This is a genomic window from Muribaculum sp. An289 (assembly GCF_002159555.1).
In the GTDB taxonomy this organism is placed as follows: domain Bacteria; phylum Bacteroidota; class Bacteroidia; order Bacteroidales; family UBA932; genus Merdivivens; species Merdivivens faecigallinarum.
In genome coordinates this window covers 135,202-153,997 of sequence record NZ_NFIV01000004.1, presented here as the reverse complement: position 1 = coordinate 153,997, position 18,796 = coordinate 135,202, and the positions used below count along the sequence as shown (strand labels likewise).

The 18,796-nt window shown below is 48.8% G+C and carries 16 protein-coding genes; 4 read left to right on the top strand and 12 right to left on the bottom strand.

The window, feature by feature from the left end:
* Window positions 1-40: 40 nt before the first annotated feature.
* Window positions 41-682, top strand: a complete 642-nt coding sequence (locus B5F83_RS04620; RefSeq protein WP_087277168.1) for a hypothetical protein — start codon at window positions 41-43, stop codon at window positions 680-682.
* A gap of 184 nt (window positions 683-866) precedes the next feature.
* Here B5F83_RS04620 and B5F83_RS04615 read toward each other — a convergent pair whose 3' ends face one another.
* Window positions 867-2,795 (bottom strand): PL29 family lyase N-terminal domain-containing protein, encoded by a 1,929-nt coding sequence (locus B5F83_RS04615; RefSeq protein ID WP_087277165.1) that lies wholly within the window; start codon window positions 2,793-2,795, stop codon window positions 867-869.
* Window positions 2,796-2,920: 125 nt separating this feature from the next.
* On the opposite strand from B5F83_RS04615, the gene B5F83_RS04610 reads away from it, so the two are divergent.
* Window positions 2,921-3,790: a helix-turn-helix domain-containing protein gene (locus B5F83_RS04610; RefSeq protein ID WP_087277162.1), complete on the top strand. Its 870-nt coding sequence runs from the start codon at window positions 2,921-2,923 to the stop codon at window positions 3,788-3,790.
* On the opposite strand, the gene B5F83_RS04605 is transcribed toward B5F83_RS04610, so the two are convergent.
* The 8 genes from B5F83_RS04605 to B5F83_RS04570 form a co-directional block, all read right to left on the bottom strand.
* A complete protein-coding gene (locus B5F83_RS04605; protein WP_087277159.1) occupies window positions 3,756-4,088 on the bottom strand; it encodes a PAS domain-containing protein in 333 nt (110 codons plus the stop codon). The genes B5F83_RS04610 and B5F83_RS04605 overlap by 35 nt on opposite strands.
* A 5-nt stretch (window positions 4,089-4,093) precedes the next feature.
* Window positions 4,094-5,290 carry an MFS transporter gene (locus tag B5F83_RS04600; protein WP_087277156.1) on the bottom strand — a complete coding sequence of 399 codons (1,197 nt, stop codon included), beginning with the start codon at window positions 5,288-5,290 and terminating at the stop codon, window positions 4,094-4,096.
* Window positions 5,287-6,150 carry a bifunctional hydroxymethylpyrimidine kinase/phosphomethylpyrimidine kinase gene (thiD, locus tag B5F83_RS04595; RefSeq protein ID WP_087277153.1) on the bottom strand — a complete coding sequence of 288 codons (864 nt, stop codon included), beginning with the start codon at window positions 6,148-6,150 and terminating at the stop codon, window positions 5,287-5,289. The genes B5F83_RS04600 and thiD overlap by 4 nt, the downstream gene beginning before the upstream one ends.
* 58 nt (window positions 6,151-6,208) lie before the next feature.
* Complete coding sequence (locus B5F83_RS04590) at window positions 6,209-7,231, bottom strand: low specificity L-threonine aldolase (RefSeq protein ID WP_087277150.1); 1,023 nt, start codon at window positions 7,229-7,231, stop codon at window positions 6,209-6,211.
* Window positions 7,232-7,321: 90 nt separating this feature from the next.
* On the bottom strand, window positions 7,322-8,266 hold the full coding sequence (locus tag B5F83_RS04585) for a PorV/PorQ family protein (RefSeq protein ID WP_087277147.1): 945 nt from the start codon (window positions 8,264-8,266) through the stop codon (window positions 7,322-7,324).
* A 20-nt stretch (window positions 8,267-8,286) separates the two neighbouring features.
* On the bottom strand, window positions 8,287-11,013 hold the full coding sequence (locus B5F83_RS04580) for a S8 family serine peptidase (protein ID WP_158094155.1): 2,727 nt from the start codon (window positions 11,011-11,013) through the stop codon (window positions 8,287-8,289).
* A 144-nt stretch (window positions 11,014-11,157) separates the two neighbouring features.
* Complete coding sequence (locus B5F83_RS04575) at window positions 11,158-12,237, bottom strand: choloylglycine hydrolase family protein (RefSeq protein WP_087277141.1); 1,080 nt, start codon at window positions 12,235-12,237, stop codon at window positions 11,158-11,160.
* A gap of 7 nt (window positions 12,238-12,244) precedes the next feature.
* Window positions 12,245-13,012 carry an SDR family NAD(P)-dependent oxidoreductase gene (locus B5F83_RS04570; RefSeq protein ID WP_087277138.1) on the bottom strand — a complete coding sequence of 256 codons (768 nt, stop codon included), beginning with the start codon at window positions 13,010-13,012 and terminating at the stop codon, window positions 12,245-12,247.
* Between the two features lie 122 nt (window positions 13,013-13,134).
* Between B5F83_RS04570 and B5F83_RS04565 the strand changes: the two genes are divergently transcribed.
* Window positions 13,135-15,372, top strand: coding sequence for an inorganic phosphate transporter (locus B5F83_RS04565; protein WP_087277135.1), 2,238 nt, complete (start codon window positions 13,135-13,137; stop codon window positions 15,370-15,372).
* Between the two features lie 3 nt (window positions 15,373-15,375).
* Here the strand turns inward: B5F83_RS04565 and B5F83_RS04560 are convergent, their stop codons facing one another.
* Genes B5F83_RS04560 through B5F83_RS04550 form a run of 3 tightly spaced genes read right to left on the bottom strand, consistent with a single transcriptional unit; the run spans window position 15,376 to window position 18,009 of the window.
* Window positions 15,376-16,656, bottom strand: coding sequence for an ATP-binding protein (locus tag B5F83_RS04560; RefSeq protein WP_087277132.1), 1,281 nt, complete (start codon window positions 16,654-16,656; stop codon window positions 15,376-15,378).
* The gene (locus B5F83_RS04555) at window positions 16,634-17,326 is read right to left on the bottom strand and encodes a response regulator transcription factor (protein ID WP_087277129.1); all 693 of its coding nucleotides are present in this window, start codon (window positions 17,324-17,326) and stop codon (window positions 16,634-16,636) included. The genes B5F83_RS04560 and B5F83_RS04555 overlap by 23 nt, the downstream gene beginning before the upstream one ends.
* Before the next feature lie 2 nt (window positions 17,327-17,328).
* Complete coding sequence (locus tag B5F83_RS04550) at window positions 17,329-18,009, bottom strand: HAD family hydrolase (protein WP_087277126.1); 681 nt, start codon at window positions 18,007-18,009, stop codon at window positions 17,329-17,331.
* A 196-nt stretch (window positions 18,010-18,205) separates the two neighbouring features.
* Here B5F83_RS04550 and B5F83_RS04545 point away from each other — a divergent pair, with 196 nt between their 5' ends.
* The gene (locus B5F83_RS04545; RefSeq protein ID WP_087277123.1) at window positions 18,206-18,688 is read left to right on the top strand and encodes a ferritin; all 483 of its coding nucleotides are present in this window, start codon (window positions 18,206-18,208) and stop codon (window positions 18,686-18,688) included.
* Window positions 18,689-18,796: the final 108 nt, after the last annotated feature.

Below are 18,796 nucleotides of genomic sequence, written 5' to 3'. Positions count from 1 at the left end.
GAGCCGGTTTATTGCCGGCTCTTTTTAAAACAAACTGCAAATGAAAAAGATTATCATCACATTGATTGCCATTCTGGCAACAGCATGTGCGCTCTACGCCCAGGAAACCATAGATGTACTTTATCTTAAAAACGGTTCTATCATCCGCGGAACTATTACGGAGATAATTCCTGAAGAACATGTCAAAATCATGACTGCGGATAGCAGTATCTTCGTATATGACATGGATGAAGTCCTTAAAATCACGAAAGAAACGGCCCAATCGGCAAAACAGGAATCCCCGTTCAACAAACATAAGGGTTATTTCGGAATGGTCAAGGTCACATTCCCATACTTCTTTACCGGCGTTGATATTGTGAACGGTTACCGCTTCTGCCCTCAATTTGCAATTGGAGGCGGAATCGGATTGCAAGTCGTAGAATACTCCGCCATCGGTATCCCATTGTACCTGCACCTTCGAAGCGACATAATTGCAAAACGCGTTTCGCCATACTTCGCATTGGACTTGGGTATAAATTTCATTCCGGGATTTGCCGCCCCGATTTACCTATCTCCGCAAGCAGGAGTTAGTTTCAATGTCGGCAAGAAATACCGCATGACCGCCGGAATTGACGCGCCGTTCCTGTTATTTGAAAATGTCATCTCAATATGTCCGGGGTTCAGCTTGGGCTTCTGCTTCTGACATTTTGCCGCGAAACCGGTGCCTAAAATGAATCCCGCCCCGTGCATCACTGCAGGGGGCGGGAAATTTAGGAATAGTACATACGATGCTTTCACATCTTTTAAATAACTTCTTATGTCTTCGGGTTAAGCCTGTAAGGGAAATCCCGTTATTTTCGGGAAATCCTCGACATGAAAACGGAAGGCTAATAAACCCACGAGAAATTATCTACCCAAAGTTTGTTCGTTGAACAGCCGGTCAGATAGTCTCCGCGCTTGCTGGTTGCGCAGGATATCACTACCGAATAATTGCCTTCAGCAGGTTTGGCTTCGGTATCGTACCATACGAAAGGTATCTCCTCCGTCTTGAAATCGGTCTGGGAAGCAGTGATATCGAGCACTGCATAACCTATTATGGCCCCTTCTTCGAGGCTCGTCACAGTTGTAGGATCCCACATGCCGGTAGGGGTTCCCACACCCGAAGTGACCCCGTGCTGCTTTGTCCAGTCTATTACCACGGCATATATCCTGCTCGTATCCGGCTTGTCCTTATACGAAGCTCCTAAAGGGTCTTTGCTGCCCGTTTTGTCTATTGTACCTACGGTAGCCTTGTAATCCACTTTCAGAGCCTTAGGCCTTGCGGTCCAATCATAGACCTTGCCGAAACTTGCAGTGCCTGTTATGGTGGCCATGGCAAAGTCACCTGTATACATATTACCAGGAGTAAAGGCTATAAACATGAAATTCGCCGACAGCATCGCTACGCCCGGATTGTCAGGATCCTGCTGGCAAAGAGTCGATATCATGCTGTTGTTACCGCTGTCCCAGAAGCTCTGGCCGGCAGCATTTGGATAAGGCACATTTTTAGTTGAAACCATTTTCTCAGACCATCCGGACATGTCCCCGTTAGGAATGGTATCCCCTACGGCAGTAGTGAATTCGCTGGCCGCAGTCACTTCGGACGAACCCGTACGGAACTCAAACTCATAGGTCTTTCCGGCAAATACACCTGTGCCTTCCTTAAGGCTGTATATATCCAGGCCGGCATCGTTTTTGGCTTTATCCCATGCCGGAGCCATCACGAACGCATTGCCGTCCTTCTCGGCAGCAATCCACTCGGATGTGCCTTTCACTCTGTAATACAGCGATATTCCGTCCTCAGCGAAATTGTAATATGCCGACACCGTAGCCGTATTTTTCCACAAATCGATGGAACTTAAACTGAAGGCGCAAACTGCGACCTTCTGCTCCGCATGGAAGCTCTGGCCGTTGGAAGCTATCAGGATTATGCTTACCGAACCTTCTCTTTCAGCATAGGTGTTTTCTGCCGCCGGAGCAGTAATCACGAACATACCGTCTTCTATCGAGGCACGCCAGCCGTCAGGCTTTGAAATCACATAATCTTCCGCACCGCTCATCCTGAAAGAGAACTCCTTCCTTTCGCCAGGAACGAATTCCGACACCTCGGGGGCATCCGTGAATTCGAACACTACTTCCTTGGATTTCGGTATTATCAATGGCTCTTCCTCCCCTTGCAGGGTAATATATATATAATCCTCATCCTCGGTTACGTCCGCAAACATCGAATCACCTTCTCCGGCAGAAGGCATTCCGGTATCAGTCCATGTCTTACCTCCGTCGGTCGAAATTTCCCAATTGCCGTTCTCAGAATTTATCCTCACCTGAGGGGCGGTACCGGTCACAGGAATAGGTTTACCGGTTTCGTCAAGGATGAGTTCCTTGCTCCCGTCCGGATATTGGTAGCCCCAGTAATATACGTCGTCTTCACCCAGCATTACGATTATCGTAGGAGGGGTAAGCCCATCTTTGCCGTCATTGCCGTTACGGATTGTAATTTCGGTATTGTCAGAAAAATAAATCGTATAGCTCCCGTCGGTATTCGTCTCGACCCTGTCCACGGTTACCTGGGACTGGATTTTCTGAATCAACTCCTGTAAAGAGTTTATATCGGATTGCACTTTTTTCTGGAAATCTTCAAGAGCCTGCACCCTATTGTTCAGGTCATCGATAGAATTTCTCAAATCGGAATCATCGAAGCATGAATGTGTCACCGCCATGGCGGCAACAGCCGTTACAACGCATATCAGAATGCGTCCGAATGGTTTTAATTTCATAGCAAAAAAATAAATTAAATTTCAAGACTGCAAAGAAACTGCAATTATTCCGCCCGTAATATCATAAAAACCGCATAAAATATCACAATTTTCTTATTTTTGCAGAAAAATAACGGAAAACGAGGATGATTACGAAAATAATCACGGACAAAGTACCTACAATAGGCAGTATTCCATCAGCCAGAATCTACCCGGGAAACGGCATACAGTACAAAATCGGGACGGACAGGGTCTGCATCATAATCTGTACCAACGGAGAAGCCGAAATAGAGATGGACTCTAAGATTTACAACATTTATGAAAAAATCTTCCTCGTCGCCGGCCCGGAAAAAACAATAAGCATGAATTCGTCCTCGAAGAATTTCAGAGGAGACATTTATTATATACACGTGGATTCGCTCCCGATAGAGGAACTGAAGCACGTATATTCGCTGAAACGCATCTACGATGAAGAGCCTTGCTACAAAATCCCCGATGAAAAATACATAATGTGCAGGTTCATCGGCCATTACCTGAAAAGTTTCCAGTCGGAGGATGAAAACACGTACAAAATCCAGATAATGCAGAACTATCTGAATATCCTGTTTTACGAAGCCTGCAACATTTTCCTGAACAGGGAAGAGAAGAAGGCCGGCTCCAAAAACCGCTACCTTACGAACAGGTTCTTCGCCGACGTTGAAAGCAATTTCAAGACCAACAGGAAAATATCGTTCTACGCACAAAAACTGGGCATTACCCCGAAATACCTTTCATTCCTTGTCGCAAAGGAAACCGGACGCACCGCTACAAGATGGATAGAAGAATACACCCTGCTCGAAGCCAAGAAAATGCTCCGGAGTGGAAAAATGACAATATACCAGATAGCATACGAACTGTCATTCTCCACCCCGTCGCATTTCGGGACATTTTTCCGGAAACATACAGGAAAGACCCCGAAAGAATTCATAAAATCCACGGAAATCACCTCTCGTAATGAGGCATTTCCTCAGGAATGACCATGGATATTTCCACAAGGCCCATGACCCGGCCGTTTTCGAACCAGGCCGTCTGGTAAATCATTTTCCTTACGCCCTTCTTGTGTATGGTGTAGGCATTCGTCCCCCCTGTTTCAAGAAGTTTCCGGATTATGGCCCAGGAACGCTCCGAGTGGCAGCCCCGCAGGTTGCTTCCGATAAGCCTGTCGGTACCTTCTGCGAAGGTATCTCTCGATTTTTTATTCATGAAAATTATCTTTCCTTCGGAATCGCACACGGTAACGGCGCAATTCATTTCTTCATACCATCTGTAATCCATAACAATTATCTTAATCTGTTTTTCTGAAAATGAGGTATTATCCTGAATTTGAATACTATCAGCGACACGATGCAAAGCACTGCGCCTATCAGATAGGCGTATGAAAACGAATAGGCCCCTCCTATCACGCCACCTGTCACCAGACCGATTCCGATGCCTACGTCCCATGAAGTAAGGTACGTGGAGGTCGCCGTGCCGCGCTGGTCGTTGCGGCCCAGATTCACGAACATGGTATTGAAAGCAGGAAACATCATGCCGGAGCCCACTCCGAGGGCAAGTGCCGAACCATAAAGGATAATCTTTACAAGTGCTTCGGAGACGGCAAAGAGGGGTTCACAGACGAAAAGGCCTATATAACAGAAAATTACAATCCCGATACCGGCCATAATCACCTGCGTTATTTTTCCATGGTCCACCTGCCTTCCGGAAAACATCCTCGAAACGGCCATGCCGAGGGCCATGAAAGTAAAGAAAAGCCCTGTTCCGGATACCACGCCTATGCTTTTGGCATACATGGCCACGTAAGTCGTAGTAATCCCGTAGGGGATGGATATCAGCAGCAAGTCTATTCCGACAGGGATGCCTTTGAGAAGGATGAACCTGTCAAGGGATATGGGGCTGTCCCGTTCTATGCGCGGTTTTACCGGGGTCTTCACCAAAGAGGCCATAACGAGCCCGGCCAGACAACAGCCGAGGGCGCTGAGGAAAATGACTGTAAACGAATAATAGTCGTGGAGGAAGAGCCCTGTCATAGGGCCGAGGGACATCGCAATGTTGTTTGCCAGTCCGTAATATCCTATGCCCTCTCCCCTTCTCGAAGACGGCATTATGTCTATCACAATGGTATTTCCGGCCACCGTCACCATACCGAAGGAAAGGCCGTGGATTATCCTCAGGGCGACGAACAAAAGCACCGAACCTGCAAGCAGATACAGCCCGAAGACCGAGGTAAAGACCGTAAAGGCAAGAAGATACAGTGGTTTACGGGCAAAGGCGTCAAGAAGATAACCGGAAAACGGACGTACCAAAAGGGCCGCGACGGTATAGCACGCAAGAATCGTCCCTATGGAACCTTTTCCCAAACCGAAGACCTCTGTCAGATAGAAAGGCAGCACAGGCATCAGTATGTAGAAGCCGAAATAGAGCAGGAAATTGGCTGCAAGGATGAAGCAATAACTCGGAGTGACTAAGCGGTCTTTCATTTTGCTTCCGTATTAAACCTGTAATTGTGGCATACCGGGCCGAAACCTTTCCCGAAAAGGTATTCCGAACCGGCCCTTATCGCCCCGTCGATATATTCCTCTGCCTTATGTACTGCCGATTCCAAGGTAAAGCCCCGGGCAAGATACGCAGCAATAGATGAAGAGAAAGTGCAGCCCGTACCATTTACGTTAGGGGTGCGTATCATCTCCTTTTCAATGATTTCATAACCTTCCGAACCGGCCTTCATGAACAGGTCTATCTGCCTGCCGCAAGGACGTACCGACTTCACTATGGCCGAACAGCCGAAGGCGCAGAGGGCCTCCATGTCCTTTTCGGCACTGTCCAGCGTGATTTCATGTCCGAGCAACAGGGAGGCTTCACGGGCGTTGGGCGTAATGACTGTAGCCAACGGGAAAAGTTCATTCCTGTATGCCTCTATTGCGGACAGCTCTACCAATCTCTGGCCTGTGGCGTTTACCATTACCGGGTCCACTACGGCCGGTATGCCCGGATATTTTTTCAAAAGTCCGGCGACTCCCGCTATCAGCTCCTCGGTAAACAGCATGCCTATTTTTATTGAACAGGCCCCCACGTCGGAAAGGAAGGAATCCGCCTGGCCTATCACGAGTTCCACAGGAAGGGGATATATATCCTTTACGGCCGTCGTATCCTCATTCACGATGCAGGTTATGCTTCCTGCCGCGTATGCGCCGCAACAGGTTATGGACTTGATATCAGCCTGCACCCCCGCACTTCCGAGAGGCTCGCTACCGGCAATTACCAAAACCTTGGGATACGTCTTTTCCCTTTTCACGTTATCGCCCATTATATCCGAACCGGCTATCCTGTCTATACTCATGACAAAACGATTTATATCGATTTAAATATCCAAAAACAAAAGCCCGCAAAGTTACAATTTATTTCATCGCGGTTTCCACTGCCGCAACAAGATTGTCTATGTCTTTTTCCACAGTATCGAAAGAGGTCACGAAACGCACCTCCCCGGCAGCTTCGTTCCAAAAATAGAAAAAATAATCCTCCGACAGTTTTTCGGACACCTTTTTCGGCATAGTAAGGAAAAGCTGGTTGCTCTGGACTTTCTGGGTAAAGACAATGCCCGGAATGGCGGACAGCCGCCTGTACAGTATTCCCGCCATCCTGTTGGCATGGGCCGCGCATTCCAGCCAAAGTCCGTCTTCGAGATAGGCCGAGAACTGGGCCGAGATGTAGCGCATCTTGCTCGCAAGCTGGCCGCTCTGCTTCCTCACGTATTTTGCGGCATCGAAAAGGGACCTGTCGAAAACCACTACGCATTCACCGAACATAAGTCCGTTCTTCGTACCTCCCAAAGTCATCGTATCCACGCCGCAGTCCTGTGAGATTTCCTTTATTGAAACACCGAGCGATGCCGCCGCATTGGCAATCCTCGCCCCGTCGAGATGCACCTTGAGGCCGTAGCCGTGTACGAAATCCACAAGAGCCTTAAGTTCATCGGGAGTATAGACCGTACCGAGTTCCGTACATTGGGAAACATACAGGGCGCCCGGCTGTGAATGATGCTCGAAACCGAAGCCGGTAAGATACGGCCGCAGCAATTCAGGCGTAAGTTTTCCATCCCGGGTATCGACCGGACGGAGCATGCAACCAGTGAATTTTCCCGGCGCATTGCATTCGTCCACGGCAATATGCGCCGTCTCGGCACACAGAATCGAATTGTAGGACCGTGTCATCAGCTGTAGGGCCACCATGTTGCTGCCCGTCCCGTTATATACGAACAAAGGCAGGACTTCGCCATCGAACAACGACCTTACCGATTCGCTGGCCCTCTGTGTCCACTCATCGTCACCGTATCCTGGGGCCTGGTCGCGGTTGGCGTCAGTCAGGGCTTCCATTATCTTGGGATGTACGGAAGCATTGTTATCGGAACCGAAACTTCTCATATTTGTAATTTTTCTATCAAAATCAGCGGCATATAAAAACAGAGGAGGCTGCAAGAACACCCCCGCAGCCTCCCTATAACCGGATAATTGTCAGAACTTATAGCTCAATCCTACTTTGAACGAATTGGTCAATACGTCACCTGCCAGACCAGTACCTATATAATATGCCGCATCTATGCCTATTCCGAAGAACTCGACTCCGAGACCTACGGTAGCATATGACGGCATAAAGGCCTCCTTAGCAGAATAACGGTATCCGCCCCTTATGGAAACCATGTCTATGAATTCGAATTCAGCACCTACTCCAGCCGTAATGACCGGGGTAATGGCAGAACCCTGGTTGGATATCATCACACAGTTTGCATCCACGGCTGGGGTTATGTCCAGAATATCATCCACGACCTCGTAGTCGCCGGAATATCCGAGACGGAACTCCATCGGCAGAGGCTGGGTTATCCCAGTACCATAACTCATATCCGGACCGAGATTCTTTGCCGAAAGGGCAACATTGAAATATTCGTGGCTGTACATGAGGTCCACATCGACTCCGAATCCCATTCCGTTCGAATCCTGCATAAGCATGTCATAGAAGAAATGGAAGTTTACGGCAGCTGCAAACCCTTTGATTATATGCATGCCGAAAGATGCTTCTACACTCATCTTCGTGGAAGTCGCACCCTGTGAAACCATAATGCCGTTTTCATCCATATAGTTTCCTAAAGGCTGCATCAGTCCTCTGAATCCCAAGCCTACGGTATACCTGTCGGAGAACTTATAGAAGGCGCCGACAGCAAAATTTGTCATATTTGCCAATTTCGGCTGCCACATGCCATAGCTTGCAGATACGGCGAAATCATCATCCGAAAGCGCTGCCGCAGCCGAGTTCGTATAAATGCTGAAACCTTTGCCGTACATTGCCGTGTACGCATCGGCCATACCGGCCGTCCTGACATCGGTAGTAACGTCCGTAACACCCTGTCCGAACATATCAACGGCCATGGACAAAGCCGCGATTAACACAAGTATCTTTTTCATATTCAATATTTTTCAATCAATTAATACTTGACTACATTGGTCTTAAACACGGTACCGTCTTCAGCTGTCACGGAAATGTTGTATACACCCATAGGACGGTCTCTCATATCCAGAGTCAGAGGAGCGAAAGGAGAAGCATCTACTGTATCGTTAAACAATACGCCTCCGGATGTATTGGAAACCACTATCTTGTATTTTCCAGCATCCCCAGGTCTGATATTGAGTTTGTCGTATACAGGATTAGGATATACGTCCACTATCTCCGAAGCGTCGCGCACCAATATATCCACCTTCGTCTTGAATGGGTCTCCCACTCCGTCAGAAGCGATGACAGTCAATACGGCACTGCCGTAATTAATCGATGTCAGTTCGAAACTGCTTCCCGTCTGTCTTACGGAAACCACGTTCGCCTTATCCAGTTCGTATGTAAAAGAAAGCGAATCGCCGTCGGTGTCGGTAATATAATCGGCTGCATCGAAACCGGAAGTTGCGCCGATTTCATTGAAACTCAATCCCGGTATATTGCCTTCAATAAGCGACGGAGATGAATTAGGCCTTACAGAGAATGCGAAAGAAGCGGTAGACTCCATCCCGTATTCGTCTTTAGCCGTAATTTCAACCGAATAATCACCTGTCACAAACTCCCAACCGTTCACATAAACCATAAATACCCCATCGACGAGTTCTGATTGCAGTTTTCTGCCATTGCTGCAAACGACTTCGGCAGTGACTGTATGTCCGTCAGGATCGGTAATATTTACCGCTACCTCCGCGGAAGCGTAAGATTTCAAGATAAAATCACGATACTCTTCCGGGATATTTATTTCCGGAGCATGATTAGGGCCTGTGGTAACAGACTTCACAGATGAAAGTTCGGAAACATTTCCGGCCCTGTCCGATGCAGATATGGCGACATAGTATTTCTGGTCGAAGTCAAGGTTTCCGATATTGATGATTTTCGAGCTCGGATCCCCTTCGGTTGCATTGGCAAGTTCCCTTATCTCGTATTCCATTGCATTAATATTTGACGGAATATTGTCATAATCCACGCTCGAAAACTCGCTGGTACTGTAATATACCTGTAAGAATGTGGCTTCCCCGTCATCCTCGTCGGAAGGCACGTCCACAGTAAGGCTCATTATATTGCTTTTCGGTTCTGCAATTTCGAATTCCGGTTTCCCCGGAGCAATCTCGCTGAGGACGGCGGATAATGCCCAAGCCGTATTGATCAGACCGCGGCCTAACTGATAACCATCCTCCATATCCCCTTGCAGGTCATCCTTGTTATATTCATAAATTATAGGATCGCAGGAATTCAAAAGAATCTCTTCCAAATCTTTGTTTGTAAATCCCGGACCTCCTTTGGCCGATACTACAAGTGCGGCAATACCCGATACATGAGGGCAAGCCATGGAAGTTCCCTGCAACCAGCCATAACTGCCTCCAGGGAGGGTACTGAGAATAAGATTTCCGGTAATATCCTCTCCTCCAGGGGCTGAAACGTCAACCCAACTTCCGAAATTTGAATATCTGGCTCTTTCATACCTGGCATTCAGAGCCGCTACGGCGATTGTCGGTTCGTAATTCCCCGGAGCCGCGTCATGGTAGTTGTCATTTCCGGCAGCGAAAATCACGACTCCACCGGCCATTGGACCTATCTGGTTGCCGTCATCATCCATGCCGGCATAATTTATAAAATAATCGATTGCCGCACGGATTGCATACGGAGTGGTAGTCACACCTTTCAATGGATCGTATCCCCAGCTGTTCTGAGCTATGACAGCCCCGTTATTGGCTCCATAATAAATTGCTTCAGCCGAATTGCCGCTCTTGTCCTTATCAGGATTGTCCGTTGGCTCGAAAATCTGGCAGGACATGAGACGTACTCCGGAATCAGTCGAACCGTTTCCACCGGCTACACCGGCTACACCTACACCGTTATTATTAACGGCGGCAACGGTTCCTCCCACATGGGTACCATGCCCATGTTCAATGATATCGCCAGTGAGAGAGCAAAAATTGTAGCCGTATATGTCATCTACGAAACCGTTTCCGTCATCATCGACACCAGGAAGGCCGTTCAGCTCGGCCTCGTTAATCCACATATTCTGGGCCAGATCCTCGTGATCGTAATCCACACCTCCGTCGACTATGGCGACTATCACGTCCGGATTTCCGGTAACACCGTATTTTTCATACGCCGTATACAGATTGATGTCGGAGCCTGCTATCGAATTGGCAAGCGAACCGTCGTTCTGGTAATGCCACTGCTCGGTAGCCCTTTGGTCGTTGAAAGGATAGTCTATGGCAAACGGATAAACCTCCTCGGCCTCCACCTTAGGTACATATACATATTCGGCATATTCGACTCCGTCCATACCTGACACGCAGTCGGCAGCCTTAGTAAGAGGAATTTCTTCATTGAATGTGATTTCATACCACCTGTCAAGTCCGGATTTGTGGATACGCTTAACAAAACGCGGGTCTTCCCTGAAGAGCCTTTCCACGGAAATGACTTCCAGTTCCTGCGGAATGGTCTCCGCCGACTTGACGGATTCGAGCCTTACCATCCCTTTTTCATCTGTGGCGGCTTCGAATACCTGCCTCATTTCTTCCGACAAAAGGATTCTGATCTTTCCTTTCACGGTTTCACCCATCGGCGAATCGAACACCGGCCTGTCATCCTCAGGTCGCTGCATCGGCTCCTGGCACCCGGCCATTGCCATGACAGCCAAACCGGCAATCAAAAAATACCTTTTTTTCATCTAACCAATATGACTAACTATTTAATTAATAAAATAACCACTGTGCATTTTCAATTCACACAAGTTGCAAATATAAGTCAAAAAAAATACGTTTCGCGCCGGTTCTTTAATTTTTTCCTCAAATTTTCACACCTGAAGCATCTCTACAGGCTCCTCTTTTGCCTCATCCAAAGGCCTCGACACATATTCCACCGTCGAAAAATCTATCGCCGACAGGTCGATGCATCTTATGCTGCTGTTATACATAGTCCTGAAATACAGCTTTTTGCCGGTAAGGTCGGAAGCCGCCGTCCATTGGGTAGCACTCGGTATGTCCGGGGATTTGCCCGGCTCGTGCTCCACCCCGACAGGAAGGTCGAAATTATTCAGGATATGGAAGCACTGCATGACACAATCCCGTCCAGTTTTCTGCTGCGGGGCCGTAGTTTTGTAGAAAAACGCCCTTACGAAACGCGAAGGGGGAGTGACGTCCCCGGGAATCCCGAGCATCCCCGAGCCCGCTCCGAAAGGATGGATGAGGACACCGTCCACTGTCTTCGGCTGCGCCCCGCCGGAATAAAGATTGACATAATTGTTCAGATTTACGACCTGCCACTCGAACCCGGGAGCATTGGTCAGGACTCCAAGCGTGTTTTCATAAACATTCGTCCTGCCGTCCACGATTTCGATAACTATCTGCCTTCCGGTAGCATCCCCCACACGCCAATGCACTGTAGAAGTCCCTTCTATCGCGACAAGGCGGACCCTGTCCAGTTCTTTCAGAAGTTCATCCACGGTAGCGAAACTCGAAAGCATCCACGATACAAACTGCAAGTCCGCAATCGTACGCCCGTTATAAGCCTCCTTGTATTCAGGATATTTCCCATAACCGGGAAAATAGAACAGGCCGGCGGAAAGGCCGGCTTCGTTAAGCCCCTCGGCGACAAACTCGTCCTTGACTACGGAAACACCGGCATAACCGTATTTCACCTTGAATTTCATTCCGTTCTGCCCTGTCGGTGTGTATGATATGAATTCCATGCCACGGGGAACGATGACATACATGCTCGGAAGCTCGCTGTCCCCCCACTCTATCGTCCTTGCCAGCACTACGCTCCCGTCGGCTGCACGGAACGAAATCCCGGTACAGGCGGATGCGGACAGATGGAAGGACAGTGCGGCTACGGCCGAAACAAGGGCCGATTTCAATATTAGTGACGTTTTCATGGCGGTTTTACTCCTTTTTCCTGTATGAAATGGTACCGGTAGCCTGGTTTGTAGGCATCACAAGCAATTCCGCAAGCTGGATATGCTCCGGCAGCGAAGCCGCGAAATACACGGTAAGGGCGATATCGTCCCCCGTAAGCGGACGGATACCTTTATAAAATGCGTCGGCAGCAGCCTTGTCGCCGCGGTACCTTACGACCGTAAAGTTGGTCTCCACCATCCCGGGCTTGATATTGGTAACCCTCAGCGGAGTATCCACAAGGTCTATCCTGAGCCCGTCTGAAAGGGCCTTTACGGCCGCCTTTGTCGCGCAGTAAACGCTTCCCCCCGGATATGCCGCATCCCCGGCTATGGAACCTATGTTGATAATATGCCCCCTTCCGCGGGCCACCATCCCCGGCACCACGAGCCTGGTCATCGCGAGCAGTGCCCTGATATTGGTATCAATCATGATGTCCCATTCGTCCAGACTGCCCTCGAACTCCTTGTCAACTCCGATGACGAGTCCGGCATTGTTTATCAGCACGTCTATCCCTTTCCATTCTTCGGGAAGCGATGCCAAAGCGTTCTCGGCCGCCTTGCGGTCACGGACATCGAACGGAAGAAGGAGGACCCTGGAACCGTATTTCCCCTCGAACTCCGCCTTGAGGGATTCGAGTTTTGCCGTATTCCTGGCATTGAGTATCAAATCCGAGCCTTCGGAAGCGAATTTTCTTGCACAGCCTTCGCCTATTCCGCTGCTCGCCCCAGTAATAAAAACAATCTTTCCTTTCATTTTCTGAAAATTTAGTGTGTTAATATGGCAAAAATACATTTTTTAACATTATTGAAACATGATTTCAGAATATAAATTGGAGATATTGTATATTTTTGCGCGCAAAATCAGATTTGTTTGACATGGAGACATTATTTCTTGTAATCGTCGTCATATTGTTCACGCTTGCCATTTTCGACCTCTATGTCGGAGTAAGCAATGACGCGGTAAACTTTCTGAATTCGGCCGTAGGATCCAAGGCGGCGAAATTCAAGACACTGATGATTGTCGCTTCAATCGGAATTTTCGTCGGGGCGGCAATGAGCAACGGCATGATGGATATAGCTCGGCACGGTATCTTCCAGCCCGAACATTATTACGCCACCGAGCTCATGTACCTCTTCGTAGCCGTAATGATTACCGACGTAATACTGCTGGATGCGTTCAACTCCTTCGGGATGCCGACGTCCACGACGGTTTCGATGGTATTCGAGCTGCTCGGAGGTTCCGTAGCCCTTGCGATGTTCAAGATGCACGACGACCCGTCGCTGACCCTCGGGATGCTTCTCAACACGGAAAAGGCATTGTCAGTGATAATCGGAATATTCGTATCGGTAGCGATAGCATTCTTCTTCGGTACGCTGGTACAGTATCTCGCACGTCTTTTCTTCTCGTTCAATTACAAGAAAAACCTTAAATGGAAAATAGGAATATACGGAGGTGTCGCCATCACCGCCATAGTATATTTCATGCTTATCAAAGGTGTAAAGGACGCTTCGTACATGACAGAAGGGTTCAGGACATGGATACATGAAAACACCCTGCTCGTGGTTGGCTGCTGCTTCGTATTCTTCACGATACTGATGCAGATACTCCATTTCCTGAAAGTGAACGTATTCAAGGTAATTGTCCTTACAGGAACGTTTTCGCTCGCCCTCGCATTCGCAGGCAACGACCTTGTGAACTTCATCGGAGTACCGCTCGCTGGCTATTCGACCTACCATGACTACATGGCCCAAGGGAACGGTGTCGGATTCGACAACTTCCTGATGGATTCGCTCAACGGACCGGCCGACACTCCGGTCATCTTCCTGATAGCCTCCGGAGCCATAATGGTATTCGCCCTCATCACTTCGAAGAAGGCGCACCGCGTGACCCAGACGGAAGTCAACCTCGGCAAACAGGATGAAGGCAGCGAAATGTTCGGCTCTTCGCCGATAGCGCGCACAATCGTCAGAAAAACGACCGTTGCAGGGCAGGCCATCGCCAAAATCATTCCTGACAAGGCCCTCGCATGGGCGGACAAACGCTTCAACAAAGACGACATAATATTGGCGGACCACGCCGCCTTCGACCTCGTAAGGGCATCTGTCAACCTTGTGTTGTCCGGCCTGCTCATCGCATTGGGAACGTCCCTCAAACTTCCGCTTTCGACCACATACGTGACTTTCATGGTTGCAATGGGTTCCTCCCTCGCCGACAGGGCATGGACACGCGAAAGTGCCGTATACAGGGTAACAGGAGTGCTCTCCGTAATCGGCGGCTGGCTTTTCACTGCCTTTGCTGCATTCATGGCATGCTTCATACTCACATGCATCATACACTGGGGCGGATTCATTGTAATAATCATCCTGTTCATAGGCCTGTTCATCTTCATGTACCTCAACAGGCACAAGGGTGCAATCGAAAACGACAAGGCCCAGGACGACCTGATCAGCAAGGTCCAGAATTCGGATTCGGACGTGGTTTCCATGAAACTTATAAAACAACATTACCAGCAGGTAATGTCGAAACTCCTCCAGTCACAGGCCTCCCTGTTCATGTCCATAACTGACGGAATCATCAAAAACGACCTGAAGGCTCTCAGGAAATCCATCAACGAACTCAAGGACGACAAGTATCTGCTGAAAAACTCGCGCCGCAAGGAAATAGTGGCCATGCGCAAGATAAACAACCAGGCGGAAATGATGCAGACCAATTCGTGGCTGCATCAGGGCTTCAGCAGCTGTGAACAGATGCTTTATTCGCTCAGAAGGGTCTGCGACCCGTGCAAGGAGCATGTGGACAACAACTTCACGCCTCTCCCTCAGGAATACATAGATGAATTCGTACCGGCAAGGAACGACATATACAATCTGCTCACACGTGTCGAGGCCGTCATTTCGTCCAACGACTTCTCGAAAAAAAGCGAAATGATAGACGAACTCGACAGCATCAAGGACAGAGTAAAGTCGATACGCAAAAAGAGGACCGACTGCATCTCGTCGGAAAGTTACAATCCGGACCTGATGATGCTCTATGTCACAATCCTCCAGGAATCCGAAGAGATGCTTTACCAGATGAAGCACTTCATAAAAGCCGCCAGCGAATATCTGAAATAGGATTTATTTGGCCAGAGTAAATATGAATTCGAGCCCGCCGCCCCTGCGCTGGCGGGCTTTTATTTTGCCTTTATGGTACAGGACCGCATTCTTGACTATCGCCAGCCCGAGCCCGGTCCCCCCGACCTTTCTCGAACGTCCCTTGTCGACCCTGTAGAAACGGTAAAAAATCTTTTCAAGGTGTTCTTCGTCTATCCCGACACCGTTGTCCGCAAACGAAATCTCTATCTCATTCTTGTTTTCCGATTCCACATTTACATAGATATCCGTTCCCGACGAATATGCCAGGGCGTTCTCGGAAAGGTTCCTGAAAATGGAGTAAAGCAGTGTCGGGTCTCCCGTAACAACGGTGTTTTCAGTGATATTGGTATGGAGTTCCATGCGCTTTTCAGGCGGAAGGACATCGATATATTCCCTGATTTCGTCAATGATTTCCTTCAGGCACACCCGCTCGTGCTTGAACATCCATCCCGCCTCGTCCAGACGGGTGATAGTGGATATGTCCTGCAAAAGTTTGTTCAGCCTTTCCGTCTGCTCGTAAGCCTTGCCGACAAAATTCAATACGGTGGCCTTGTTGATATCCGGAACGGTAATGATGGTTTCGAGATAGGCCTTTATGGCGCTTACCGGTGTCTTCAGTTCATGGTTGATATTATCCGTGAGTTCCCGTTTCAGGTCCTGTTTTTCCCTCTCCCCCTTATAAGTCACGGAACGGTCTATCATCCTTGCTATGACGAATGAAACGGCAAACATCAGCAACGTTACGATGGATATGAAATACAGGAAACTGTCATCTACTTTCATGAACTGTGTCAGGCTTATCCCGTGAGGGATGGCACTCCTGACAATCAGCCTGCCGTCGTATGTGGCCGAATAGAAGAACAGCACGCCTCCGGTCTCGGAAAGCCTGCTTACGGTATGGGCATTCCCTTTTTTCAGAGCCTCTGCAATCTCCGGCCTGGAACGGTGGTCTGAAAGCGTATCGGGCCTGTCCGAATAAGTATCGTATATGACATTCCCGAGAGTATCTATCACGCTAATCCTCAGCGAGTCGGAATGAGGGATGCTTTCCACGCTTTCCTTCGGGGACAAACCCGAGGCGATTCCAAGAAGTATGTCTTCGTTCACTACCTGGAGCTGGGCATTGAGTTTTTCCGCCTTGAACTCCTTCTCCCTCCTGTACTGGAAAGAAACGAAAACGACCGATACCGCCAGGGAAAAAAGCAGCATCACGAAAAAAATGTCCAGAAAGCCTTTGTTCTTATGGTTCGAATGTATAGCCATACCCGGACCTCGTAGCTAATTTATAACCGTATTTTCCCAATTTTTTACGGAGACGGGTGATGTTCACATCTATGGTCCTGTCGAGCACGACGACTCCCGGGCCCCAGACTTTCGCCAGGATGTCTTCGCGTGAAAACACGACTCCCGGTTTGCTCAGAAGCAGCTTCAGAATCTCATACTCGGTTTTAGTAAGTATTACGCCTTCCCCGTCCACGAAACATTTTTTCATGTTAAGGTCAAGGACGAAAGGCCCTGTTTCTATACGCTCTGCCGCATCCTCGCTCTTGGAGGAACTGTTCATGGAACGTCTCAGCACGCTCCTCACCCTTGCCAGCACCTCGTTCAGCGAAAAAGGCTTCGGTATATAATCGTCCGCCCCGATATCGAGGCCGCTTACTATATCCTCCTCCCGGCCTTTCGCGGAACAGAAGATTATCGGAATATTTTTGGTATCGTCCCTGTGCCTGAGTATCCTGGCCATGCCAAGCCCGCTCATCTCGCCCATCATTATGTCCAGCATTATCAGCGAATACTCCCTGAGATCCAGGGTCAGGGCCTGCTCCGCACTGGTACAGGTATCCACTTCGTAGCCCTCACGTTCGAGATTGAACTTCAGCACTTCGCAAATCGGCTCCTCATCGTCTACGACAAGGATTCTTATCTTTTCCATACTCATTGTCTTTCGTTATCTTTCAAATTAAAAACAAGGTCTTTCAGGGCACCGGCCCCGTCAACGATATATTCCGCCTCATGTTCCACAAGCTCGGACAGGCTGCGAAACCCCCAGGACACCCCGACGGATACGATTCCGGCGGCATGGGCCGTATCCATATCGATTCCCGAGTCCCCAACGAAGACGACAGACCCGGAAGGCCCGGCGTACCCGGCGGTTTCGAGGATTTCATAAATGACGGCAGGATCAGGCTTCAACGGAATCCCGGGCCTTTGCCCGAAAACGGATGAAAACCTGATTTCGGGAAAATATTTCTTCACCAGCCTGCATGTCCCCTCATGGAACTTATTGGAAGCCACTGCCATCGTGATTCCGGCCTCCTGCAAATCGTGCAGAAGTTCAGGGATGCCGTCATAGGGAACAGTTTCATTGTCGATATGAAGCCCGTAATATTCCACGAATTCATTGCGCATCCTCTCCACCTCCGCCTGGGGCACGGAAGACGGAAGGGCAAGCTCGACAAGCCTTCTGACCCCGCTGCCGGCGAACCGCTTGTAATCGTCAAGCCCGTACGTCGGATAACCGTTGGTTTCCATCACATGGTTGCACGCGGCGGCCAAATCGCCTATGGTGTTCAGGAGAGTCCCGTCAAGATCGAAAATAACAAAATCCGCAATCATCCAGATGCCGTTTAGTGTGTTATGAAGTGCAAAAATAAGAAACAGTTTCGAATTAAACATGACAAAACGTCCGAAAATGCGGACATTCTGTCACAAATGACAGCTGCTGAGGTTTCTGGTATCCGTTTTGATAGTCAAAGTGCGTTCCGCAAGGGCGGGACAAAGACAAAGTAGAACATTTTTAAAATTTAATATCATGATTACCGAAAAACTTCAAAAAGCAATCAACGACCAGATTACAGCTGAAATGTGGTCTTCCAACCTTTATCTTTCAATGTCTTTCTTCCTTGCAAAGGAAGGTTATGACGGACTCGCAAATTGGATGAAGAAACAGTCCCAGGAAGAACTGGAACATGCATACGAAATGGCAGGATATGTCATCAGGCGTGGCGGCGAAGCCAAAGTCAATATGATAGACGTGGTGCCTCAGGGCTGGGGCAGCGTTCAGGAAGTGTTCAAACATGTCTATGAGCATGAATGCAATGTTTCCGCTATGATAGACAAGCTGGTGGACATCGCTTCCGCAGAAAAGGACAAGGCCACCCAGGATTTCCTTTGGGGCTTCGTACGCGAACAGGTAGAGGAAGAGGCTACCGCTCTGGACATCTACGAAAAGATGAAAAAAGCCGATAACGCATCCCTCATCCTGCTCGATGAAAAATTGGGACAACGCAAATAACGGATAATAAAGTCAATAAGTTTCATGATGCAGGCGGACGTCGGGAGTGGATTTCTGACGGCCGCCTTTTCTCTGGTTCAAAACCAGTTTTAATGATGGACAATTTTA